This is a genomic window from Flavobacterium limnosediminis JC2902, assembly GCF_000498535.1.
Taxonomy (GTDB): Bacteria; Bacteroidota; Bacteroidia; order Flavobacteriales; family Flavobacteriaceae; genus Flavobacterium; species Flavobacterium limnosediminis.
Genome location: NZ_AVGG01000013.1, coordinates 1 through 21944, shown reverse-complemented (window position 1 = coordinate 21944; position 21944 = coordinate 1). Strand labels below are relative to the sequence as shown.

General features: G+C 37.3%; 26 protein-coding genes and 1 pseudogene. 15 read left to right on the top strand and 12 right to left on the bottom strand.

What is annotated here, in order from left to right; all coding sequences use genetic code 11:
- Positions 1-285: 285 nt before the first annotated feature.
- The 11 genes from FLJC2902T_RS10775 to FLJC2902T_RS16605 form a co-directional block, all read right to left on the bottom strand.
- Positions 286-630 (bottom strand): HopJ type III effector protein, encoded by a 345-nt coding sequence (locus tag FLJC2902T_RS10775; protein ID WP_023579820.1) that lies wholly within the window; start codon positions 628-630, stop codon positions 286-288.
- Positions 631-779: 149 nt separating this feature from the next.
- A complete protein-coding gene (locus tag FLJC2902T_RS10770) occupies positions 780-1346 on the bottom strand; it encodes a dihydrofolate reductase family protein (RefSeq protein WP_023579819.1) in 567 nt (188 codons plus the stop codon).
- A gap of 51 nt (positions 1347-1397) precedes the next feature.
- Entirely contained in the window at positions 1398-2006 is a 609-nt protein-coding gene (locus FLJC2902T_RS10765; RefSeq protein ID WP_023579818.1) for a dihydrofolate reductase family protein, read from the bottom strand.
- A gap of 125 nt (positions 2007-2131) precedes the next feature.
- Complete coding sequence (locus FLJC2902T_RS10760) at positions 2132-2560, bottom strand: nuclear transport factor 2 family protein (RefSeq protein WP_023579817.1); 429 nt, start codon at positions 2558-2560, stop codon at positions 2132-2134.
- Positions 2561-2611: 51 nt separating this feature from the next.
- Entirely contained in the window at positions 2612-4147 is a 1536-nt protein-coding gene (locus FLJC2902T_RS10755) for a serine hydrolase domain-containing protein (protein WP_023579815.1), read from the bottom strand.
- A gap of 84 nt (positions 4148-4231) precedes the next feature.
- On the bottom strand, positions 4232-4627 hold the full coding sequence (locus FLJC2902T_RS10750) for a VOC family protein (protein WP_023579814.1): 396 nt from the start codon (positions 4625-4627) through the stop codon (positions 4232-4234).
- 157 nt (positions 4628-4784) lie between these two features.
- Positions 4785-5426: a hypothetical protein gene (locus FLJC2902T_RS10745; RefSeq protein WP_023579813.1), complete on the bottom strand. Its 642-nt coding sequence runs from the start codon at positions 5424-5426 to the stop codon at positions 4785-4787.
- Positions 5427-5447: 21 nt separating this feature from the next.
- The gene (locus tag FLJC2902T_RS10740; protein ID WP_023579812.1) at positions 5448-5885 is read right to left on the bottom strand and encodes a VOC family protein; all 438 of its coding nucleotides are present in this window, start codon (positions 5883-5885) and stop codon (positions 5448-5450) included.
- Positions 5886-5972: 87 nt separating this feature from the next.
- The gene (locus FLJC2902T_RS10735; protein WP_023579811.1) at positions 5973-6614 is read right to left on the bottom strand and encodes a hypothetical protein; all 642 of its coding nucleotides are present in this window, start codon (positions 6612-6614) and stop codon (positions 5973-5975) included.
- Positions 6615-6834: 220 nt separating this feature from the next.
- The gene (locus FLJC2902T_RS16610) at positions 6835-7131 is read right to left on the bottom strand and encodes a hypothetical protein (protein ID WP_023579810.1); all 297 of its coding nucleotides are present in this window, start codon (positions 7129-7131) and stop codon (positions 6835-6837) included.
- Positions 7110-7247 (bottom strand): hypothetical protein, encoded by a 138-nt coding sequence (locus tag FLJC2902T_RS16605; protein ID WP_316929381.1) that lies wholly within the window; start codon positions 7245-7247, stop codon positions 7110-7112. Before FLJC2902T_RS16605 ends, FLJC2902T_RS16610 begins: the two co-directional genes overlap by 22 nt.
- Positions 7248-7734: 487 nt before the next feature.
- Here FLJC2902T_RS16605 and FLJC2902T_RS10725 point away from each other — a divergent pair, with 487 nt between their 5' ends.
- From FLJC2902T_RS10725 to FLJC2902T_RS10700, 6 genes are all read left to right on the top strand, one after another.
- Complete coding sequence (locus FLJC2902T_RS10725; protein WP_023579808.1) at positions 7735-8274, top strand: dihydrofolate reductase family protein; 540 nt, start codon at positions 7735-7737, stop codon at positions 8272-8274.
- Positions 8275-8361: 87 nt separating this feature from the next.
- On the top strand, positions 8362-9873 hold the full coding sequence (locus FLJC2902T_RS10720) for a serine hydrolase (protein WP_023579807.1): 1512 nt from the start codon (positions 8362-8364) through the stop codon (positions 9871-9873).
- A gap of 195 nt (positions 9874-10068) precedes the next feature.
- Positions 10069-10551, top strand: coding sequence for a protease complex subunit PrcB family protein (locus FLJC2902T_RS10715; RefSeq protein WP_023579806.1), 483 nt, complete (start codon positions 10069-10071; stop codon positions 10549-10551).
- Positions 10552-10592: 41 nt separating this feature from the next.
- Positions 10593-11168, top strand: a complete 576-nt coding sequence (locus tag FLJC2902T_RS10710; RefSeq protein WP_023579805.1) for a hypothetical protein — start codon at positions 10593-10595, stop codon at positions 11166-11168.
- A gap of 196 nt (positions 11169-11364) precedes the next feature.
- On the top strand, positions 11365-11808 hold the full coding sequence (locus FLJC2902T_RS15880; RefSeq protein ID WP_023579804.1) for a hypothetical protein: 444 nt from the start codon (positions 11365-11367) through the stop codon (positions 11806-11808).
- Between the two features lie 134 nt (positions 11809-11942).
- Positions 11943-13034, top strand: a complete 1092-nt coding sequence (locus FLJC2902T_RS10700; RefSeq protein ID WP_023579803.1) for a ligand-binding sensor domain-containing protein — start codon at positions 11943-11945, stop codon at positions 13032-13034.
- Here FLJC2902T_RS10700 and FLJC2902T_RS10695 read toward each other — a convergent pair.
- On the bottom strand, positions 13003-13815 hold the full coding sequence (locus FLJC2902T_RS10695) for an oxygenase MpaB family protein (RefSeq protein ID WP_023579802.1): 813 nt from the start codon (positions 13813-13815) through the stop codon (positions 13003-13005). The genes FLJC2902T_RS10700 and FLJC2902T_RS10695 overlap by 32 nt on opposite strands.
- Before the next feature lie 172 nt (positions 13816-13987).
- On the opposite strand from FLJC2902T_RS10695, the gene FLJC2902T_RS10690 reads away from it, so the two are divergent.
- The 9 genes and pseudogenes from FLJC2902T_RS10690 to FLJC2902T_RS16435 form a co-directional block, all read left to right on the top strand.
- On the top strand, positions 13988-14278 hold the full coding sequence (locus tag FLJC2902T_RS10690; RefSeq protein WP_023579801.1) for a hypothetical protein: 291 nt from the start codon (positions 13988-13990) through the stop codon (positions 14276-14278).
- A gap of 255 nt (positions 14279-14533) precedes the next feature.
- Positions 14534-16027: a DUF1254 domain-containing protein gene (locus tag FLJC2902T_RS10685; protein ID WP_023579799.1), complete on the top strand. Its 1494-nt coding sequence runs from the start codon at positions 14534-14536 to the stop codon at positions 16025-16027.
- 104 nt (positions 16028-16131) lie between these two features.
- Positions 16132-17583, top strand: coding sequence for a DUF1214 domain-containing protein (locus FLJC2902T_RS10680; protein ID WP_023579798.1), 1452 nt, complete (start codon positions 16132-16134; stop codon positions 17581-17583).
- A gap of 158 nt (positions 17584-17741) precedes the next feature.
- Positions 17742-18782, top strand: coding sequence for a methyltransferase (locus FLJC2902T_RS10675; protein WP_035678368.1), 1041 nt, complete (start codon positions 17742-17744; stop codon positions 18780-18782).
- 67 nt (positions 18783-18849) lie between these two features.
- On the top strand, positions 18850-19092 hold the full coding sequence (locus tag FLJC2902T_RS10670; RefSeq protein WP_023579796.1) for a heavy metal-binding domain-containing protein: 243 nt from the start codon (positions 18850-18852) through the stop codon (positions 19090-19092).
- A 26-nt stretch (positions 19093-19118) separates the two neighbouring features.
- The gene (locus FLJC2902T_RS10665; RefSeq protein WP_035678366.1) at positions 19119-19484 is read left to right on the top strand and encodes a DUF3703 domain-containing protein; all 366 of its coding nucleotides are present in this window, start codon (positions 19119-19121) and stop codon (positions 19482-19484) included.
- An 80-nt stretch (positions 19485-19564) separates the two neighbouring features.
- Positions 19565-20116 carry a matrixin family metalloprotease gene (locus tag FLJC2902T_RS15875; protein WP_023579794.1) on the top strand — a complete coding sequence of 184 codons (552 nt, stop codon included), beginning with the start codon at positions 19565-19567 and terminating at the stop codon, positions 20114-20116.
- 463 nt (positions 20117-20579) lie between these two features.
- On the top strand, positions 20580-21053 hold the full coding sequence (locus FLJC2902T_RS10655; protein WP_023579792.1) for a T9SS type A sorting domain-containing protein: 474 nt from the start codon (positions 20580-20582) through the stop codon (positions 21051-21053).
- Positions 21054-21089: 36 nt separating this feature from the next.
- Positions 21090-21944: pseudogene (locus FLJC2902T_RS16435) on the top strand (hypothetical protein); the annotation flags it as partial.

Sequence of the window (21944 nt, the reverse complement as noted above, 5' to 3'; positions counted from 1 at the left end):
GTAACTATACTCAAATGTATTAAAATTCTTCTAAGTAATCAAAGAAATAAAAGTTGTGACAAAATTTTAAAAATAATTTATTTGTCACAGAAGTTGTGATATTTTTTTCAAATAAATTATTTGTCACAAGAGTTGAGGCGGCCTTTATTAAAATGGCAGATAGTACGAGGAGAGTTCAGACGGTAATAGAGGTATTAGTTCCCCACACTTTATGTAAACTACACCCATTAAAAACAGGCGGGTGCAGTTTACAAGACTACTAAAAAAGCAGCAGAAAAGCGTTCTTTATTTTGGCTGAAGCGCCTCTGCATCGAAGTGTATGCCTTCCCAACCGGTAACCATAAAATTGCGGATATTGGCATGGTCAGTTGCTTCAGGGTGTTCCAGTACATCTTGACGATAGTACGCACCAAAGCAATTCAGCGTTTCTTCCTTGCTTAACTGTTGCAACCGGGCAAATGAAAACAATTTGCAGGAGCCTGAATTGGTACCAGCCTCGTTCACGGCGTTTCCGTTTATAAAACGAATCGGCGTAAATTCGTAATTCGCATCAATTACTGCTATTGTATCGGTAAAAGCAATGTTTTCGGGGTGGTTACGTAGTGTGTCTAAAAAATGATCAATGCGCATGGAGAACTAATTTGAGTGTAAATTAAACCACGAAGATAAAAATAATTGCGTGAATTGGAGGTTTCGTTTTTTGTATTGCGGCGAACCACCCGTCATGTTATAGTCACAGTTAGGCGTTCACGTTATTTTCTTTTCGAGGATTTGTCATTTTAACCATTAACTGATTTTTTTATCGGCTCATAGTAAAGCGTTACCGCACCGCTATCAAATGTTTTTGTATTTAAGAGTTTAAGGTCAATTCTGTGCTCAATGTTTTTAAATAGTCGTAAGCCGCTTCCCAAAACAATCGGATGAACGCAAAGCTGGTATTCATCAATCAGGTCAAGTTGAGATAAGGCCACTATCAGGCTTGGGCTGCCAACAAAAATATCTTTGCCTGCCTGTTGCTTGAGTGCTGAAATCTCTTCTTTAATGATTTCCCCTTTCAATATTGTGTTTTTCCAATCAACATTCTTCAGTGTGTGTGAATAAACAATCTTTGGGATATTGTCTATAAGTATCGCAAATTCATCGAATGATTTGATGCCGGTTGGATTTTTTACAACAGACGGCCAATAACTTTCCATGAGTTGATAGGTTATCCTTCCATATATAAGGGCACCTGCATTACGTAACAACTCATTATAATGCGAATGTAATTCTTCATCTGCAATCACTGCTGTGTGGTCGCAAAACCCGTCGAGTGTCATATTGATTGCTGCAATTAGTTTTCTCATAGTTTAGATTTATTTTTCAGATAAAAAACAATATAGTTTGTTTTAGCTACTTTAAAACCCAACAGTACCAGTCTTAACTTCTCCGGCTCGCTTGTAAGTGGCAATAATCACTCCGGTTGTGGTAACAGTGCTTTCTGTTAATGTAAATGCTGCCGGAATCGTGCCATCGCCAAACAATTTTTTCCCTTCGCCAAGAAGTAACGGGTGAATTTTGAGCCGGAGTTCATCTACCAAATCATTTTCAAGCAACAAATGAATGAGTTCACTGCTGCCCCAAACCTGAATATCAGAACCTACTGAGTCCTTGATGTTTTTGATATCAGCCACATCCTTGATGAGTACAGAATTTTTCCACTCGGTAATCATCGGGTCTGATTTTTTCAAGGTGTTTGACAGGACGTATTTTGTTCCGTCATTGATACCCGGCCAAAAGTTGGCATGATCAGGCCAGTAGTTGGCCCAAATCTCAAATGTTTTTCTACCCAAAAGATAATCTGCAGGTTGTAACTCTTCTTTCACCACCTTTCCATAAATTTCGTCACCATACGATGCCGTCCAGCCGCCGTATTTGAAACCGTTTGAAGTATCTTCCTCTGGTCCGCCGGGTGCCTGCATGACTCCATCTAATGTAATCATTGACAAAACAATTATTTTTCTCATAATTATATGTTTTTGAACTGAGTTACTTTATGTTTAGCAAAGTCGTTTGTTTGGATTATCTAATAAATCCATTCAAATAAAACTAAATAGAGGAAAATACGAGTGAATCGTTAGCAAAACAGATATTATTTGTTTTCTTTTGATAATCTTATTATTACTTGCCAAGATCCGCTATTTTTTTTCCAAATGTCAGTAATCAAATAATCACCGTCGATTTTTATTTTTTCATCGAATGAGGCTTTAAAGTGCCAAATTGCTTCGCAAACTACCATATCGTCATAAACGGTAATTTTAGGTTCTTGAATCATTTTTAATTCGGAAGTTTTTATATGATGGAGCGTGTTATCCATCCATATATTTCTCGGTAACGATCCATTAAGCGTAAAATCAGGCGCCAATACATTTTCCAGTACCTGCGAATCACGATTTATAATAGCCATCGACCAATCGTTACTTAATTTGAGTATTTCAGTTTTAGAAGCTTCCTCTGAAGCTATTGATTGTGCTTGGATACTTACTGTCGCAAAAAATAAAAGAGCAATAATTGTTTTCATAATATTACATTTTTTTGATTATTCACGTTCCAATTGGGGCTTACTGTTAATCTATTTTTTAGTTTTCTTTATTTCTTTAATATTGTATTCCTGAATCAGTGGCGGATTCTCGGGTGTCAGTGTAAAACTGATTTCGATATCATTATTTTCACCTTCCAGAATGAATGATCCTCTCAGATTGTTTTCAGGAATAAGTTCACCCGTCTTACTGATTTTACCGGCTTTATTAAATAGGGCAGTGGCTTCTTTTCGTAAAGAATCGGGGAAATAGTCCATAAAAAAGTTCTCCGCAAAAATGGGCTTTGCTTCCGGATTTTTCCATTCGGGCAATAAACTGACTAATTCGTTTTTCCGCTGATTTAAAATAGCCGACACCGGTAATTGACGTGGTTTCAGTTTTGCAAGAGCTATGACGGTATCTAAAACTTTTAAGTTTATCAGATTCATGTCGGCATAGGTCAGATTGCTGAAAGAGATAATCCCTATTCCGTAGTCAGGCATTATTTTCCAATTGCTTCCAAAACCCGGCAATCCGCCACCATGACCAATATAGACGATGTTATTGCAATATTTTGTCCAAACCAATCCATAGCAATAGGCTGTTACCGTAGGGCATAAACGATTATAAGGATAGGTATTTTGAGGATTAAAAGAACCGATATTTGAAGGAAACTGCATTTCACGGACAGAACTTCTTTTTACCGGGCCGTTATCCGGATCATTTCGGGGAGGCCAGGCAGTAAGATGCAATGCGGTATACTTGGAGAAATCTTCAATGGAAGTAATCATGCCACCCATAGCGCCATAAGTGCCGTCGTGCAACATGGGTTGTTCCACCCACTTTTCGTTGAACCAGCGGTATCCGTGTGCGAGTTCATTTGGAGGTACTTTGCTGTATTCGAAATACGTATGCAGCATACCCAGAGGTTTCAGAATATTTTCAGTGATATAAGTTTGGTAAGATTGCCCCGAAACCTTTTTTATAATGTAGCCCAGCATGGCATACCCCATATTGCTGTATTCAAAGGTTAAACCCGGGGCGTTTGAAAAAGAAATCCCTTTCTTAATCATGGCGATAAATTCTTCATCTGATTTAGCCATTTGCCGGTCTCCCCAAGGATTGTCTTCCGGAAAACCCGCCGCATGCGTAAGTAAATGACGAATGGTGATGGGGGAGGCATCGGTAGTCAAATACTTTTGCGCTGCCATTTCAGGAATATATAAGGATACAGGATCATCGAGCTTAAGCTTGCCTTCATCCCTAAGTTGTACAATCGCCATCGCAGTAAAGCTCTTTGTCATGGAAGCAATCCGGAATTGCGATTTACTGTCGGCTTTGTTTTTTTGTGAAGTGTTTAAATACCCTAAATTCCCGGTATGAATTAATTTTCCGTTTAGTACCAGTCCGTATACCACTCCCGGAAAATGATTTTGTTTGGCATAGCTACTGAACATTTCATCAATGACAGGAAATGTGGCTTCAATATTTTTAACTGTGTCATCCTTGGTTTGCGCATAAATTCCGTTGTCAATACCGATAAGAAGAAGTACTACTGTTATTAAAAACTTTAAAAATTTATTCTTCATGTTTTTTAGATTAAAGGATTTAAACAAAATGATGCGCAATGTCTTGGCGGCTTTGATAAGGAGTTTTTTTGGCGGCAGGTTCAATTACATTCCCGGCCAATACAATACATTGAATTTATGACCGTCAGGATCTTCAAATCCAAAAGTGTAACCTTTTTCAAATTTCTCCGGTTCAGAATAAATTTTTGCACCGGCTTTTTTAACCTTTAAGTACCATTGGTCAACTTCTTCCTTACTTTCGGCGGAAAGAGAAAAAATTATTTCGTTTTGCTTTTCAAGATTGGCAGCCTCGCTTTTCGCACTGCTCTCAAATCGTTCTTGGGTAAAGAAATTAATAACAAATTTGTCCTTACCAAAAATGAAACTCGTTAATTCGTCCGTTGGGATACAGTTTGCTTTAAAATCTAACGCTGTATAGAATTTGGTTGTTCTATCCAGGTCTTTTGACACCAGGTTTGCCCATATCATTTTAGGTTCCATAAATTTAAATTATAAAGGACTGTTTCGAAAGCTAAATGCTGATAATTACAAAGATACCGAAAAATTTGAAAGAAAAATTTGAAAAACAGAAGGAGGGAAGGCAAGCACTGGTTACTGTAATTATATACTGGCTTTAGCTGTTTCTTAAAGACCGCAGTTAGCGGTTTGTGGCCTGTATTTTTTGTCCGTCCGGTTTAATGTGTTTAAAGTCTTCCCGTGTGGTAAAATACTCCAGTCCTAAAATTAACAGCATTGAACAGATGAAAGATATCTTCTGCATTATGGCCAATAATCCCCAATTGCCTGAACCATATAAAAATAAGGTATAGTAAAAAGTCAATAAGCAAATAATACACGAAAATTTAAATACATGGCGCTTCGTCATTAGGATAAATACAGTGATATAAAATAAACCAAGCAATGACAAAGTGCTCGATATTGTTACCATTATGTCGTGTAAGGGGGTTACGATTAAGAAATTAAACAATATGTTGAAGGCGCCTACAAGTTTTAAGATGGTGGCAGCGTGTCTTGAAGAAATCTTTTTTGCCATATTGATAAAAAAGATTCCATAACCAACCGAGTGGAATGCCATTCCGATGATTGCCCAAATTCGGGACGGATTCTCTAAACCATTTATCGCTTTTGATTCAAACAGATTGCTTATGAAATTTTTTGACCATTCAAACCCTACTGAATTTTTGTCAAGCAAGGAACCGCCAGGATAAACTAAGGTTGCTATCACTATTAAAATCACTGAAATAACCACGCATATCAAAACCGAATATTTCTTAATCATTTGGGTAACTGTGTTTTGTATTTATATTTTCCCTTTATATTTTGGATCAAAATCGACCATCCATTCAATACCGTATTTGTCTCTGAACATCCCAAAATAGGAACCCCAAGGACTGTCATCAATAGGTACTTCAATAGTTCCGCCTGCTGAAAGCCCGTTAAATAACTTGTCGGCTTCTTCACGACTTTCTGCGCTAATAGATATTTTGGATCTGTTTTCATTTTCATTTACCGGACCCATACTTTCCGGAACGTCATTGCCCATTAAAATATTATTACCAATAGGCAAAGCAATGTGCATTATTTTATTTGCCTCTTTTTCTGCTATTGGAAATTCAGGGCTTGCTAAATCTTTGAGACGCATAATCATTGCGAACTCTCCGCCAAATACCGATTTGTAAAAATTGAATGCTTCTTCGGCATTTCCGTTGAAGTTAATGTGAGGATTGATAAGTGCCATAATTTTTGTTTTTTAGATTGTTTTATTGCTCAACACGAGTGAAGCGAACTGAATTGACGAAGTAAACCGCTGTTAGCATCTGTATTTTTATCTTTTAATATTAATATTTTGTCTGATTTCATCGTATAAATCACCAGAGAGATTGATTCCGAATTTAATATTTTTAACAACCATTTCTTCCGTTACATATAATCTACTTGGATTTACTAGCATATTAAGTTTATTTGCTTCCTTTTCGTCAATGATATAAATTGAATCATAAAAAGGTTTTATTTCATCGATGGTTTTATTAATTCTTTTTAAGTTGTTAATATCGTCTTCAGTTCTTTTTATCAAACAAATTACAGGAACGCTTTTATTCTCTTTACTGAATTTTTTGTACGATTTAGGAAAAATATCTATAAGACATTCTAAACCAAAACCACAATAAACATCAGTGGAAATTAAAATAAAATCACCGTCAATGTTATCTAGTTCATCCAAAAAAAATTTCTTTTGATACGAAATATCAGTTATTATGATATTAGGTAAAGTCTTTCCAGTAGTATTTTTCTTTATTGAATCATCTATTGTCATATTTAGTTTTTCATTTTCCTCTACGGTCAAACCATTTTTTGAAGCATTTGATCTAATCTTATCGGGATCAATTTCAATGATATTATTACCATGTTTATTGCAGGAACTTAACAACCCAAATAAAAGGCCGAGTATAATGACAAAGTTTTTCATAATATAGTTGCTAACACACAAATATAGGAACTACCTCTTACAATAGATCACAGAATTCTAAAAACCTCCCGCTGCGCAAAGTCTCCCGACTTTGAGCAACTAAAAAATAATACCCCCGGTGCGTAAAGTCTCCTGACTTTGAGCAATTAAAAACAATATTTTTTTCAATTGATGATTTCTTCAAGACGCCCGCTACGCAAAGTCTCCTGACTTTGAGCAATTAAAAAATAATATTTTTTTCAATTGATGATTTCTTCAAGACGTCTATAACGGGGATATCAATTTTATCTACTGATAATATTCCTTCACCATTTATATAATTACTGGCACTTGAATAAATATATTCTGAAGGTTTTGAAACAATGCCCGTACGAACAGGATTAAGGTGAATATAGTCTAACTTTGACCACATGAATTTTTCAGAATAAACCTCCTCGGCATGATTGCCATATTGCCAAAATTGATAATTTTTATTTCTTGAATGTGATTCTGTAGCTAACTTGAAACGCTCCAGCATCCAATCTCTTCTGCTTTCAGGTTCGTTTTAAATTTTTCCAAAATATTTTTTGTAGTAAACTTTTTAAAATCCCTAATCAAGTCTGATAGCTTTCCATCTTTAGACTGAACTATCATGTGAATATGATTCTCATAATTACATAGCCATACAAAATCATTCCTTTGTTCTTAATGCAAAAATCCAAACATTCAATGATACAATCCCGGTTATGTTTTCTCGTAAAAACATCGATCCAATCTACTACTGTGGCTGTTATAAAATGTGTTTTTTCCTGATCTCTTATGGTATATCCTTCTTTCATGGCTTGTAAAATGATTTTATCAAATATAAATAAAAAAGCTACAATGTTAATTTGTAGCTTTTTATTTATTTCACTGTTAGTATTGTTGTAAACATTATTGCTCAAAGTCGGGAGACTTTGCGCAGCGGGGCACAGGAGGCAGATTACAGAAGGCAGATTACAGATAGCTGAAGGCAGATAGCAGGAGTGGGGTTTCATTTAAAACTTCAAAAAAATAGTACAAATATTGGCGTAATGTTGCTATATTTACGTGTTAATGCTCTGGCTATAAGAACCCTGTAATAACCTGACATTGGAACAAAATGACAACAGAAAGAAAAGTAATCCTGTACATCGCAACAAGTCTGGACGGCTACATTGCCAAACCGAATGACGATTTAAGTTTTTTATCAATTGTTGAAAAGGATGGCGAAGATTATGGTTATGCCGACTTCATAAAATCGGTAGATACCATAATACTTGGAAGAAAGACGTATGATTGGGTAAATAACCATGTTAAGGAATACTTACACCCCGACAAAAATTCTTTTGTTATCACAAGAACCGCAAGACCAGCTATCGGCAGGACAAATTTTTACACAGGAAATCTGCGGGATCTTATTTCAGGACTGAAAGCAGAGCAAGGGAAAAATATTTTCATTGACGGTGGCGCCGAAATCGTAAACGAACTTCTAAAAGAAAATCTGATCGACGAGTTTATAATTTCTGTTGTCCCCATCTTAGTGGGTAACGGGACAAAACTCTTCAAAGACGGAAGACCGGAACAAAAGCTGGAACTCGTTTCGGTAAAACAATTTGACACGGGATTAACGCAAGCACACTATAAACGGGCAGATAGCTAAACGTAAACAGTAGGCAGATAGCAGAAAGCAGAAAGCAGATTGCAGATGGAGAATTCAAAAACGCACACAACTTAAAAAATTAATCAAATGAAAAAATTAAATCTTTCCTTTTTACTGCTTTTCGTCTCTTTAAGCTGCCTTTCCCAAGAGGTAAATGACAAAATAAAGTTGTTTGAAAACAATTTGAATCATTGGGATAAATCAAAAACTAAAAAATGGTCCTTAAAAGAAAGGATGGAATATTATAATTGTAACGGGATCAGTATCGCTGTTATTAAAGATTACAAGGTAGAATGGGTAAAGGCGTATGGTTATGCTGATGTATCCGAAAAAAAACCTGTAACAATTCAAACGCTTTTCCAGGCGGCATCCATAAGTAAAACCATCAACAGTTTAGGGATTCTAAAACTCGTGGAGGAAGGAAAATTAAAACTGGATGACGATATAAATAATTACTTGAAATCCTGGAAATTCCCGTACGATTCCACTTCAAAAGGAAAGAAAATTACAATTGCCAATTTATTAAGCCATACGGCCGGTTTATCAGTTCATGGTTTCGGTGGATATGAAAAAGGTTCGGTTTTGCCAACTACCATTCAAATTCTTGATGGTATGAAACCTGCCAATTCCAATGCGGTGCGTTCTGTATTTGAACCGGGTTTAAAATTCCAGTATTCAGGAGGAGGAACTACAATATCGCAGTTAATTCTTGAAAATACCACAGGAGAAAGATATGAGGATTATATGAAGGCAAACATTTTAAATCAGTTGCAAATGACCGGCAGTTCCTATAATCAGCCACCAGCTAAAGAAACAGAAAATTTATTGGCCACCGGATATTATGCTTACGGCAGGGAAGTAAAAGGGAAATATCATATTTATCCTGAAAAAGCAGCCGCCGGATTATGGACCACTCCAACAGATCTGGCAAAATATATAATTGAAACGCAATTATCATTGTTAGGGAAATCTAACAAAATACTGTCTAAAGAAATGTCGGCTAAAAGGCTGAACAATCAACTGGGGGTATTTGTTTATGATTTTGAAGGTGCGAAGTATTTTAGCCACAGCGGAGGCAATGAAGGATTCATTTGTAATTACATTGGCAGTTTTGAAGGCGGAAACGGATTGGTTGTAATGACAAACGATGGTTCTGCCAGAATAATGAATGAGATATTATGCAGTATTGCCAGTTTAAATAATTGGGAAAAATTTCCTCTGAAATCTGAGAAAGAGTCAATTGGATTAGCAATCAGAAAAAAATGTACCGAGAACATTGATGAAGGAATTAAATTGTACCAAAAACTTAAAAAGGAACACGCTACGGAGTATAATTTTTCTGAAGAACGCGAATTGAATGTGCTTGGGTATGAATTTTTAGGAGATGCAAAAACAGAATCGGCACTAAAGATTTTTGACCTGAATGTTACTGAGTTTCCAAATTCATCAAACGTTTATGATAGTCGCGGTGAAGCCTATTTTAATAAAAAGGAATATGCTTTATCAAAAAAAGATTATTTAAAATCATTGGAATTAGATGCTACGAATTCAAATGCAACGCAAATGCTTTTAAAAATAGACGCACTATTAAAAAAATAAAACATGACACAGGACGTTGCGCGAAATCCGAGCTGTCTGGAGTCAGCAGGTAAAGGTGTCAATTAATGGGCACCTTTTTTATGACCGGTTCTGATTTGCAGGCACAGCGCGCCACCTTAAACGGGTTAACTGAAATTAAACTCTTTATTTTAATAATAAGCAGTAACTTTATGACAACAAATAAAATGAAACGTTATGAAAAAGATAGTTGTTTGTTTTTTACTTGTTTTGAATTTCGGCTGTACTGATAATGATGATAATGAACTGTCTCCGGAACCATTTACACCGGTGGCCATTACGCCGACATTAATCGGAAAAAACAATCTGAACGGCTCGGAAGGGATTTCACAGCAAACCACAGTAATTACCAATGAAACGGATTGGAATACTTTTAAAAATGAAATCGATTCGTATTATCAGCCTTTCGGAATAAATTACACGGAAGATTATTTTTCGGAAACTACAATTGATTTTACCAGTTATACGGTTATCGTCATTTTTGATCAGGTATACGGAAATGGTGGTCATACGATAGATATTACCGATATTACGGAATATGAGGAGACCATAATTGTTACGGTTGAAAATCTGCAGACAGGAAATGCCACTTCAATTATGACGCAACCCTATCACATCGTAAAGATACCGTTAGCTGCAAAACCAATCGTGTTTGAGTAAGTTTACTTCAGTCTTTGTCCGAAATCCTTAAAACAATCGCTATGAATGTCGTTTATTACCTTATCGCTTCGACCGTACTAATTGTGAGTTTTGAACACTTACATTCTGATAAGGCTTCAGAAAAAATGATATTCACTACAGCAAAAATTAATTCGTCGGCAGAATTGTTTCATCAAAAACACCCTTTCTTCACTAAGGTTTATTTTTCAAAATCGGATGCTGAAATGATATTGGGTGAAAAAGCACATTTAAGTGACAGTTCCTCAACAGTTAAAAAGGATACATTAGAAATTAAGAAAGCCTATAACGCGAATTCCAAAGACAAGAAAACCGGAAAAACAGGTACTGTATATTTCATGATTGAAGAATATAATCAGGTTACTTCTGCTAAAAAGGCTTATAACACCATTAAAGTTGCAAATGAAAAGCATGCGGGCGTTAAAAAACTTCATGATGTGGGAGATGAAGCTTATTTTCACAGTGACGGAAACAACTTTTGTTTTGTTCTTGTCCGAAAACAAAAGACACTATTCAGGATGAAAGTCAATAAAATTACAAGCACTACTTCTTTGGATGAATTTAATCGGATAGCGAAGAAAATTTCAGAAAACCTTTAAAGAGTTTCATTAGAAGAATTATATATAACAACGGTTTTTGGACGTAGCTTTTAAGTCATCCCGAAAGCAAAGGGAACCAAAGTTTCATTTCGTATATTTGGTTATGTGATAAAATGCTTTAAAGAATCAAAAATTCCAATCTGTTCAAAGCCGTGCGGTACTGGACCAAAATTAATTAATACAACTTTTAAAAATTATGCGAATTCAAAATTCAAAATTCAATTCGGAGAAAATTACCGGAAAAGAAAATTCAATAAATAATCTGATTGCTGAAATTTTAAGCAGAAAGATAATCGATTCTGAAACACATAATTTTATAGCAGATTTTGTGAATAAAAGCGAAGTATTTAAAGGTGATGAAAAGGTATACTTTAAAGAGTTGGATGCTTTTGAAAAAACACTGCTGAAAGAGATTGAAAAAAAATATAAACTCGTAAAAAAGGATTATTATACAAACCTTTGGACAGCAGTAGGCATGTCAGCATTCGGTGTTCCGATTGGTGTTGCCTTTGGCTCAATTTTTAAAAACATGGCTTTTATTGGGATTGGCCTTCCGATTGGTTTGGTTATAGGAAGGTTGGTTGGAAGCAATCTTGACAAAAAAGCACTGAAAGAGAACCGACAACTTGATATTAAATAAGTGTTTTTCAGCAGTGTTTTGAGAAACCGGGACTCCAGCGAAAATTCGTATATTTAATTTATTGAAAATCAATCCGAAGAACAGAAAAAAACGTCTCAAAGTAGCTTTGACGCCAATCTCAAAATACAAAATACATGATCCGATTTTCCGCCTTATCAGTTGTTTCACTCTTTATAACAAGCGTTACTTTCATGTCATGCAATGGACAGAACCAGCCCAGTGTAGGTGCGTCGGCCAAAAGTCCTGTGGTAATAAGATCTAACGGACCGTCAACGGGCAAGTCTGGCTATTATGATTACAAACCTGATACTACTCAGGTAAGTCAGTACATCAGACGTATCTTTCAGGATAAGAAAGGGAATCTTTGGTTTGGCACCGTGGGCGATGGGGTTTGTCGTTATGACGGGAAATCGTTACGGTATTATTCTGTTTTGGATGGGTTTAGCGGTAATTCAGTGCAAGGCATAAAAGAGGATAAGGAGGGTAATCTTTGGTTCGGTACCGATGGAGGGTTATCTAAATTCGATGGTATAAAATTCACCAATTTCACAGAAAAAGACGGGCTTCCCCATCATCATGTTTTCAGCCTGCTGATAGATACATCCGGAATCATTTGGGTTGGCACTAACGAAGGAGTTTGTCGCTTTGACGGAAAAACATTTACCCCTTTTCCGATTCCTGCAGCTGTTGAAAAAGATTTGTTACGAGGAAGCAGTCCAAAAATAATCTGGAACATGACGGAAGACAAGACCGGGAATATTTGGTTCGCCTCAAATGGAGGAGGAGCCTATCGCTATGATGGTAAAAATTTAACCAATATTTCAAAAGAAGACGGACTGACCAATAATTTTGTGAATTGTATTTTGCAGGATACAAAAGGTAACTTTTGGTTTGCCGCACAAAATAAAGGAGTGAGTCGTTACGATGGAAACTCATTTACCTATTTTTCAGAGAAAGAGGGGTTAGCCGGTAATGAAGTTTATACCATGTATGAAGATAAAGCGGGAAATCTTTGGTTCTCAACTTGGGGTAGTGTTTCTCGTTATGACGGACAATCATTCACCTCTTTTACAACCACAGGCGGGCTTACAAATTGTTGTGTACAAAGTATTTATGAGGATAGGTCGGGGAATATTTGGTTCGGATCGGGTGCCGGAATTTTTTACTTTGATGGAAAATCGTTTGTTAATGTTACTAAGAAAGGTCCTTGGCCACTGCAGTTTTGATAAGATGACCATCGTTTTTACCTGGCTGCACATCCAATTCGTTTATCTGATCTTTATAATCGGAAGGGAGCAGGATATTTTTAAGCAACCAGTCCATCTTCATCAGTCTGCTTATTTTATACACCGGTACTACGGGTGCAAGCAAAGAAAAATCACTGAATTGCAGTAATTCCTTTACTCTGTCCGGAACCACTAATTTTTGCCCTTCAATCAAAACCTTAAACCGCATGGCGCCAAGATGTTTTTTGTATTGTTTGAAAAGATCGGCACTGTAGTCGCTCTTTTGAAGGTTTTCAGTCAAATGCATATTTCTTACAGGCAGCCATTCGATGTAAGTCGGAGGTAATTCTTTCAGTCCCATTCGTGAACCCACACGATAAAATACGTTGTAAACTTCTTCCTTTTCCGCATCGCTTAATTTTTCTTCGAGGAGTTCGTAGGCGGAAATGGAGTAGTGTATCAGCATAAACAACACATCACGGTACGCCCAGTCAGGTATCGTGGTACCTCGGTTTTGTTCCACGGTTGTGTGTATTTTTCGCATGGTGTCTATGGCGTAATTGGCCTCATCTATAGACGAAAACACAATCCTTCTGGCATAACCGACTGTAGAGAACAGTCTGCCTAAGGGATCGGAGGGAAGTTTGCCCGTAAAGTATAGCCAGTCCACGGCTTTGTTCAGGGCAAATTCTGCAGAAGCTCCCGCAAAAATGAAAAGTACGGTATCGCTCTTACCCCATATTTTTCTAACAACCGATTTTTTCTCAACAAAGTAGTCCATAACGTAAATTTTCTTTCTGCTAAATTATGAATAATTTTTAAAATAGAAAGTACTTTGTATTTCAAAGTTTAGTATATTTGTGAATGAAATCTGGAAGTGAACTGTTTAAGATGGAATTGGGAAGATACTTTCGGGGTGATTTACAAGAAAATTAGTATATAAATTAATAGTTATGATTATGAAAAACGAGAGGCTTATCGGTATTGTGCTCGCAGTGGTGTTTCTGTTGTCTGTACCATTAATTGCAATGCAGTTCACCGATGAAGTAAATTGGACTTTATCCGATTTTGTTGTTGCCGGTGTACTGTTGCTTGGCACTGGTTTGATGTGTGAATTTGTAATGAGAAAGGTAACTAAAATGGAACATCGAATTGGTATTTGTGCGGTTATTTTAGTAGCACTCCTAATCATTTGGGCAGAACTTGCAGTCGGGATTTTCGGGACACCGTTCGCAGGATCGTAGAATTTAAATTTTGGACCTTATTTTAAAACCGGCAATTTAAACTTGTCGGTTTTTTTATTGGTTACAACGATTAATTCAAGGATTGTGAAAAGTATTACAGAATTTTACGTTACATGTTGCTAATTCATTGAAAAACAGACAGAAGTAAAGTATTTTTTGTTGTGGTAATTGAAGCACGATAGCCAATATTGACAACCCTGTGACTTTTAGGAAAGTAAAATAGAAAATTTAAAACAAACTTATCAAACATATATTATGAAAGGATATTTAATCATTACAATACTTGGTTCAGTGATGCTATTTGCATCCTGTAACAATCAAGATAAAAAAGGTAACATGGATTCTTCAGATAGGATAACTGCTTCCGAAGGTACTTCGGCAAAACAGAATGCGCCTGCCGGTATCGTTCCAAATACCGTGATGACGGAAGAGTATGTGAAAAGCATGACGAAACTTATCTACTTGTGGGGATGGCCGATGGTCAATGTGCACAACAGAGTAGCAATGTTCACCCAGTTAAAAGAACCTATGTACATTGGTGGTGTTTTGCCGGGGGCTCCAGTTAATCGTATTTGCATGCTTACCGATTATATGAAGTCGGAACAAAGAGTTGTTGCCTGCCCAAACCAGGATGTAGTGTATGGAGCAGGTCCGCTGGATTTACGCAAGGAACCTGTAGTTATTCAGGTGCCGGATTTTGGCGACCGTTTTTGGGTGTACCAGATGGCAGACCAGCGAACAGATGGTTTTGCCAAACTCGGGAAAATGTACAATTCAAAACCAGGCTTTTACCTGTTTGTTGGTTCAGATTGGAATGGAAAAATTCCCGATGGCATAACGGGCGTATTTAAATGTTCGACTGCATTGGGATTCGTTGCTCCTCGTGTTTTTCAAACAGATGATCCTGTTGATAAAAAGGCTGTGCAACCGCTGATTAATCAAATTACGATGTATCCGCTAAGTGAGTTCGATGGCAAGATGAAAATAACGGATTGGGCAAAAACCAAAAGTACACCGCCGGACAGTTCAGGAGGAGGCGAAACTAAATGGGTGGTGCCGGAAACTTTCTTCGACCAGCTTCCCGGTATCATTAAAGAAGTACCACCACTAATGGGTGAAGAAGCATGGTATGCACAAATCAACGGGCTGCTGGACGGAATTGCTAAGAATCCAAAGTTGAAAGAAGTGGCGAAGAAGGCTGCTGCAGATGCAGAACAAAACCTGGTATCTCCATTGTTTCAATTTGTAAATGTTGGATATCCTATAAAAAACAATTGGAACACACAAAGTAACGGAGCACAGTTTGGAGTAGATTATCTTACAAGAGCAGCCTGCGCCAAAGCGAATATTTTCGTGAACAAGCCTAATGAAACCAAATATTTCTATCAGGATTTGGATGTGTCAGGCATGAGACTGAACGGAAATAATAAATACACAGTAACTTTTACTAAAGACCAGATGCCTCCCGTAAAAGGATTTTGGTCGCTCACAATGTATAGTAAAGAACATTTTTTTGTCCCAAACCAGCTTAACCGGTATTCACTCGGGACAAAAAATAAAAACCTGAAATACAATGCAGATGGATCATTAACGCTGTATGTACAAAGCATCCCTCCCGATGGGGATAAAATGACGAACTGGTTGCCCGCACCCAAAGAAGCGTTCTCATTATACGTAAGATGTTACTGGCCGGATGAACGTGTTTTAAATGATAGTTGGAACCCGCCTGCTGTAATGAAAGTGAAATAGGCTGATTAAGCAAATTTGGTAACCTTTTAGAACTGAGGAGGATGTAAGAGGCTAGTTGTTAGGCTTGAGTGTTATATTGAGAATAAACAAAAATATAAAAAGTTATGAAGAAAATCTTTCTTTCATTTTTGCCTATTTTGCTTTTGATAGGTTGTGATAAGAAGCAACAGGAACAAACAAATACGAATGCACCTATACAATCAGCAACCGATGTCTTTCGACCTGCGAATATTCAGGAAGAAATGATTTACAGCCGCGCCATGACAGCGGCGGTATGGAGCATGCCTGTAGTAAATTACCAACTTATGTATCAGGAGATGGCCACTAAACTTAAAGGCAGCTATAATCAGATTGTTATTTGGCCAAAACTTCTGGATTGGAAAAATCAAACTCTTACCCCCAATCCCGATGTCATCTATATCATGCCTTTTTTTAATACAAAAGATGTTGGTCCAGTTGTTTTGGAAATTCCTCCAGCTGATAAAGGGGTGTTGAACGGAAGTGTAATGAACTACTGGCAAGCGGCTATTGAAGATATCGGGCCTGGCGGAGTTGATAAAGGTAAAGGAGGCAAATATTTGTTTCTCCCCCCAAATTATGACGTAAATAAGGTGCCGAAAGGTTATATCCCGCTTGCATCTAATACCTACCAGGGCTATGCTCTGATCCGTTCGGTTCTTAAAAGCGGAAGCCCAGCTGACGTTGCAGCAGCCATCGAATATTCAAAACGAATCAAGCTTTACCCTTTATCACAGGAAAACAAATCGCCACAAACTACTTTTTTGGATGCAAGCAATGTGATCTATGATTCTTCCATCCCCTATGATATCAGGTTTTTTAAATCGCTCAATATTATGGTTCAATCGGAGCCGTGGCTTGAGCGTGATAAAGCGATGATTGATCTTTTGAAAACTATTGGTATTGAAAGAGGTAAACCTTTTAATCCTAAACCACGAACAGAGGAGATCTTAAACTACGCAATCAAGGCTGCAAAAGCATGGCTTGATGTTAACTATGAATCGATGCCACGATATTATACAGATGCTCATTGGTTTTTCCCTGCTACGGAAGAAACACATCAAAGTATCATAAACGATTTCGAAGTTCCTGATTCCTACCCGGTAGACAATCGAGGGGTGATTTATACCATGGCCTTTTTCAGTGCCAAACACATTGGTGAGTCACAATATTACTTAATGACGATACAAGATAAAGACGAAAAACCGTTTGATGGCAGTAAGCATTATAAATTGAATGTGCCTGCGAATGTGCCGGTTAGTCAATATTGGTCGATGACAGTATACAACCGAGCAACACACACATTCATCCGCAATGCTAAATGGATGGCGCGCTCTTCACAAACTCTCGGTATTAAGAAAAATAACGATGGTTCTGTGGATATCTATTTCGGACCTACTCCTCCGGAAAGTGGGGAATCAAACTGGATTCCGACAGACCCCAAAGAACAATTTGAAGTACTTGCGAGATTTTATGGCCCTAAGAAAGCCTTGTATGATAAATCATGGAAGATGGGAGATATTGAAGAAGTGAAATAGAGAATGCTGAATTGTATAAAAAAGATGTAAAAGGGAATGAAAATCAATTCTGATAGTAATAAAATTGGAAATAAATACAGTTTCCAGCATTGTAAATAAAATAAACCGGATAAGCTGAATACCTGTAAGAGTAAGCATTAACAAATAACATCGATAAAATGAGTAACACGCAAAATCATCCGTCTCCAGAAAGTATTATGCAAATCGGCAGGGGTTTTTGGGCTTCAAAAATTCTTTTGAGTGCAGTAAAATTTCAGATCTTCTCAACACTTTCCGAGCGAAAAACAATGAGCGCATCCGAAATCAAATCACATTTAGGATTTAAATGTACAGACAGACATGTATTTGACTATTTAGATGCATTAACGTCTTTTGGTTTTTTAAACCGTGAAGGCATGCTGGAAACCGCAAAATATTCCAACAGCATCGATACCGACTTCTTTCTGGACAAAAACAAACCTTCTTATATAGGTGGATTGCTTGAAATGTTTAACAACAGACTTTACGGTTTTTGGGGTAATCTTGAAGAAGGATTGCTAACAGGACTTCCTCAAAATGAAGTTACTCAGGGAGAGAATCTCTTCGAAAAACTTTATGCAGATCCCGACAGATTAAAGGAATTTATTCATGCCATGAGCGGAATTCAGATGGGGGCATTTATGGCTTTGGCTCAGAAACTAGATTTTTCAAAAGCTAAAACATTGTTGGATATTGGAGGATCGGCGGGAATACTATCATTGATGGTGGCCAAACACCAGCCTCATATGGCCTGTGTTACCTGGGATTTGCCTGCAGTGGCTCCGGTTGCGAACGAAGCTATTCAGAAATTCCAGCTGCAGGATCGAGTTAATACGGCTTCAGGAGATTTTTTTAAAGACGAATTCCCCAAAGCAGATATCGTAACAATGGGTAATATCCTGCATGATTGGGATGAAGAAACTAAACTGATGCTGATGAAAAAAGCCTACGATGCTTTACCGGAAGGCGGAACGTTTGTTGCCATAGAAAATATTATCGACGAAGACAGAAACAAAAATGCTTTCGGATTAATGATGAGTATTAACATGCTGATTGAAACTGGATCCGGATTTGATTATACACTTTCTGATTTTGAAAAATGGGCCAGACAAATCGGTTTCAAGTCTGTATCGATAATGCCTTTAGCCGGGCCAACAAGTGCTGCCATAGCAATTAAGTAACTCTATAGTATTTGTATTTATGTCCGAATAGCAGATTTCTTTTTTGTATATTTAGAAAAAAAATAACATGAAAAAAGTAGTAGTAATGGCAGTTTTTGCCATCATAACATTAAGTATTGTATCCTGTGGTGAAAAAGTAAGTAAAGATACCACTACAGAACAAACGGCAAAGGAACCAAAAGAAGGCGATAGTCAACAATTGGCCTATCAATGCCCAATGGATTGCGAAGACGGGAAAACCTATGACAAACCTGGAAAATGTCCTGTTTGTGAAATGGATTTGGTTGAAGTGAAAGCAGGGCAGCAGTAGTTATAAATTCAGACTAACAACTAAGTATGAAAATGTACACTGCGATGCCAAAAGCGTTGGTACCTTATTTTGAAAAAGAAATCGACCTGGCCAATATGTGTCTGGCAAGCGACAACTTTAAGGATTGCTGGCATCATCTGGAACGAGCTCACGTTATCGGACAAAAATACGCTTATGCGCACACATATACACATTGGAAAATGTTGCAATTCGGATTCAAAATCAAAAGCCGTAAAGAAATTATAGGTCAGATTCCAAGATTACTTGTGGGGGGAATAAAATCATTTGTAGGACATATTCCGGTTGGAAATACAGGCGGGTCTGATGTGTCACCGTTACAGCCAATGGAAATTCCGAAAGACATTCAGGAAATCTTTAGAAATAATTGCTGATAACAAACTATTCGATGCGCTTTTTGCTTCTCTTTTTGTCTTTGATACTAATTTCCTGTAGTTCTGAATCTGATAGGGAAATGGTTGTTGGAATACAGGCCTACAATGGTTTTTCGAAGGAAAAAACAAAACTGATTGCCAAAGTCATAACCGATTTTTATGATGTGAGAACCATTCTTCTGAACGAAAAGACGATTAACAAAAAAGCGTTTATCAACGTAAAATCACCGAGATACAGAGCCGACAGCATTATTCTTTTTCAACGTAAATCCATTCCGGATTCGTTAGATTTTATCATCGGACTTACCGCAAAAGATATTTCAACAACAAAATACGAAAAAGGCCGAAAAATGAAATTACCCGCTTACAAATATCAGGATTGGGGCGTAATGGGATTGGGCTATTGTCCGGGTAACAGCTGTGTGGTTTCCACTTATCGGATAAAACATAAAGACAAAAATATTGCTTTGATTCGTTTAAAAAAAGTAGCGGTTCATGAATTCGGACATAATCTGGGATTACCGCATTGCCCGGATAAGAAATGTGTAATGACCGATGCGGTGGAAAGTGTTGCCACCATCGACAATGCCAAACTGGCTTTATGTAAAATCTGCAAGACCAAATTGAATTAATATTCTATCTGTATACTTTATAGGATACTGCCTTAAAAAGTGAGTAAGTTTAAAAATAACAGGGTTTGACTTTTTAATTAAAGTTGAACCCTTTTTTCATACACTATTCCGGAGTATTTTTCCGTAACATTATGTTGTCTATTCCTGTGTTAAGGGAATAATAAGATGTTTTTGAATTTAATTCTTATGGATTCGGACATTAATTATCTCGTTTTTTTACTGTTTACGATTGCCTATTTTTCACTTGTTTCACATTTTGTTACACTTATTCCTGTATCGTCTCAATTGATAATCACTTCACTTACAACCTCTTTTAAGAATAATTTTAAAATACTTTTGGAGATAACAAATGGCATTTAAATGCCTTATTCTCTAAAAAGATTTTCTGTTTCATTTTTTTCAATTTTCAGGATTCATAAAAAAATGTAATAGATACAAAAAACGAATAACTATAATCAGCAAGATGAAAAAAAAATTACTTTTTATGGGAGCAATTTTGAGTTGTACTCAGATAAACGCTCAGGAAGCAATTGCATCCTCCGGAGAAAATGTCTCAGGTAGCAGTGGTACTATTAGCTATTCAGTGGGGCAAATCGTTTACACTACTGCTACGGGAACTAACGGTTCATTGTCGCAGGGTGTAGAACAACCCATTGAAATTCAAACATTGTCAGGCGCTGATAATTTTAATGTAAGCCTTGAATTATCGATTTATCCCAATCCAACTACCGATTTACTTTATCTGCAGGTGAAGGAATCCAATTTTGAGAATGTGCAATATCAATTATTTGATTTCAACGGAAGATTGCTTGAAAATAAAAGAGTCACAACAGCCTCTACAACCATTCAAATGGAGAAATATCCAGGAGCTATCTATTTATTAAAAGTATTGGATAACAATAAAGAAGTTAAAACATTTAAAATTATCAAACGATAATAGAAGAAAAACAGGAACATTTAAAATTATTAAACTATGAAGAAAAGATACATTTCAGCATTTTTGTTATTTGCATCGCTTACTGCATTTTCCCAAAGCCAGGATCGTATGAGCTATCAGGCGGTTGTTAGAAATACTTCCAATAATTTGGTGGTAAATCAAGCTGTGGGCATGAAAATCAGTGTTTTGCAAGGTTCAGCAACAGGTGCGGCCGTTTATTCCGAAACGCAAACACCAACTTCAAACGTAAACGGACTGGTTATGTTGCAGATTGGGGGAGGAAATGTTGTTACGGGTTCTTATAATGCAATAAACTGGGCAAACGGTCCTTATTTTATTAAAACAGAAACAGACCCTACCGGAGGAACCAATTACACAATAGTTGGAGTGAGTCAATTCTTAAGTGTACCTTATGCTCTTTACGCTTTAAATGCAGGTAGTTCAACATCTGGACCAATTGGTCCTCAAGGTATAGCAGGTCCACAAGGCCCGGCAGGATTGAACGGATTGGATGGAGCAACAGGTCCGATGGGTCCTCAGGGGCCACAAGGCTTAGCAGGAATTAATGGATTAGATGGAGCAACAGGTCCAATGGGGCCACAAGGTCCGGCAGGATTGAATGGATTAGATGGAGCAACAGGTCCAATGGGTCCTCAAGGTCCGGCAGGATTGAATGGATTAGATGGAGCAACAGGTCCAATGGGTCCTCAAGGTCCACAAGGTTTAGCAGGAATTAACGGATTAGACGGAGCAACAGGTCCGATGGGTCCACAGGGTTTAGCAGGAAATGACGGATTAGACGGAGCAACACCTCAAGGTCCGGCAGGAAATGACGGATTAGATGGAGCAACAGGTCCAATGGGTCCTCAAGGTCCGGCAGGAAATGATGGA

Excerpts from the sequence above, each read along its gene's own strand:
- FLJC2902T_RS10775 (WP_023579820.1), bottom strand. The coding sequence starts at position 630 with ATGCGCATTGATCATTTTTTAGACACACTACGTAACCACCCCGAAAAC.
- FLJC2902T_RS10770 (WP_023579819.1), bottom strand. The coding sequence starts at position 1,346 with ATGAGAAAACTAATTGCAGCAATCAATATGACACTCGACGGGTTTTGC.
- FLJC2902T_RS10765 (WP_023579818.1), bottom strand. The coding sequence starts at position 2,006 with ATGAGAAAAATAATTGTTTTGTCAATGATTACATTAGATGGAGTCATG.
- FLJC2902T_RS10760 (WP_023579817.1), bottom strand. The coding sequence starts at position 2,560 with ATGAAAACAATTATTGCTCTTTTATTTTTTGCGACAGTAAGTATCCAA.
- FLJC2902T_RS10755 (WP_023579815.1), bottom strand. The coding sequence starts at position 4,147 with ATGAAGAATAAATTTTTAAAGTTTTTAATAACAGTAGTACTTCTTCTT.
- FLJC2902T_RS10750 (WP_023579814.1), bottom strand. The coding sequence starts at position 4,627 with ATGGAACCTAAAATGATATGGGCAAACCTGGTGTCAAAAGACCTGGAT.
- FLJC2902T_RS10745 (WP_023579813.1), bottom strand. The coding sequence starts at position 5,426 with ATGATTAAGAAATATTCGGTTTTGATATGCGTGGTTATTTCAGTGATT.
- FLJC2902T_RS10740 (WP_023579812.1), bottom strand. The coding sequence starts at position 5,885 with ATGGCACTTATCAATCCTCACATTAACTTCAACGGAAATGCCGAAGAA.
- FLJC2902T_RS10735 (WP_023579811.1), bottom strand. The coding sequence starts at position 6,614 with ATGAAAAACTTTGTCATTATACTCGGCCTTTTATTTGGGTTGTTAAGT.
- FLJC2902T_RS16610 (WP_023579810.1), bottom strand. The coding sequence starts at position 7,131 with ATGCTGGAGCGTTTCAAGTTAGCTACAGAATCACATTCAAGAAATAAA.
- FLJC2902T_RS16605 (WP_316929381.1), bottom strand. The coding sequence starts at position 7,247 with ATGATAGTTCAGTCTAAAGATGGAAAGCTATCAGACTTGATTAGGGAT.
- FLJC2902T_RS10725 (WP_023579808.1), top strand. The coding sequence starts at position 7,735 with ATGACAACAGAAAGAAAAGTAATCCTGTACATCGCAACAAGTCTGGAC.
- FLJC2902T_RS10720 (WP_023579807.1), top strand. The coding sequence starts at position 8,362 with ATGAAAAAATTAAATCTTTCCTTTTTACTGCTTTTCGTCTCTTTAAGC.
- FLJC2902T_RS10715 (WP_023579806.1), top strand. The coding sequence starts at position 10,069 with ATGAAAAAGATAGTTGTTTGTTTTTTACTTGTTTTGAATTTCGGCTGT.
- FLJC2902T_RS10710 (WP_023579805.1), top strand. The coding sequence starts at position 10,593 with ATGAATGTCGTTTATTACCTTATCGCTTCGACCGTACTAATTGTGAGT.
- FLJC2902T_RS15880 (WP_023579804.1), top strand. The coding sequence starts at position 11,365 with ATGCGAATTCAAAATTCAAAATTCAATTCGGAGAAAATTACCGGAAAA.
- FLJC2902T_RS10700 (WP_023579803.1), top strand. The coding sequence starts at position 11,943 with ATGATCCGATTTTCCGCCTTATCAGTTGTTTCACTCTTTATAACAAGC.
- FLJC2902T_RS10695 (WP_023579802.1), bottom strand. The coding sequence starts at position 13,815 with ATGGACTACTTTGTTGAGAAAAAATCGGTTGTTAGAAAAATATGGGGT.
- FLJC2902T_RS10690 (WP_023579801.1), top strand. The coding sequence starts at position 13,988 with ATGATTATGAAAAACGAGAGGCTTATCGGTATTGTGCTCGCAGTGGTG.
- FLJC2902T_RS10685 (WP_023579799.1), top strand. The coding sequence starts at position 14,534 with ATGAAAGGATATTTAATCATTACAATACTTGGTTCAGTGATGCTATTT.
- FLJC2902T_RS10680 (WP_023579798.1), top strand. The coding sequence starts at position 16,132 with ATGAAGAAAATCTTTCTTTCATTTTTGCCTATTTTGCTTTTGATAGGT.
- FLJC2902T_RS10675 (WP_035678368.1), top strand. The coding sequence starts at position 17,742 with ATGAGTAACACGCAAAATCATCCGTCTCCAGAAAGTATTATGCAAATC.
- FLJC2902T_RS10670 (WP_023579796.1), top strand. The coding sequence starts at position 18,850 with ATGAAAAAAGTAGTAGTAATGGCAGTTTTTGCCATCATAACATTAAGT.
- FLJC2902T_RS10665 (WP_035678366.1), top strand. The coding sequence starts at position 19,119 with ATGAAAATGTACACTGCGATGCCAAAAGCGTTGGTACCTTATTTTGAA.
- FLJC2902T_RS15875 (WP_023579794.1), top strand. The coding sequence starts at position 19,565 with ATGGTTGTTGGAATACAGGCCTACAATGGTTTTTCGAAGGAAAAAACA.
- FLJC2902T_RS10655 (WP_023579792.1), top strand. The coding sequence starts at position 20,580 with ATGAAAAAAAAATTACTTTTTATGGGAGCAATTTTGAGTTGTACTCAG.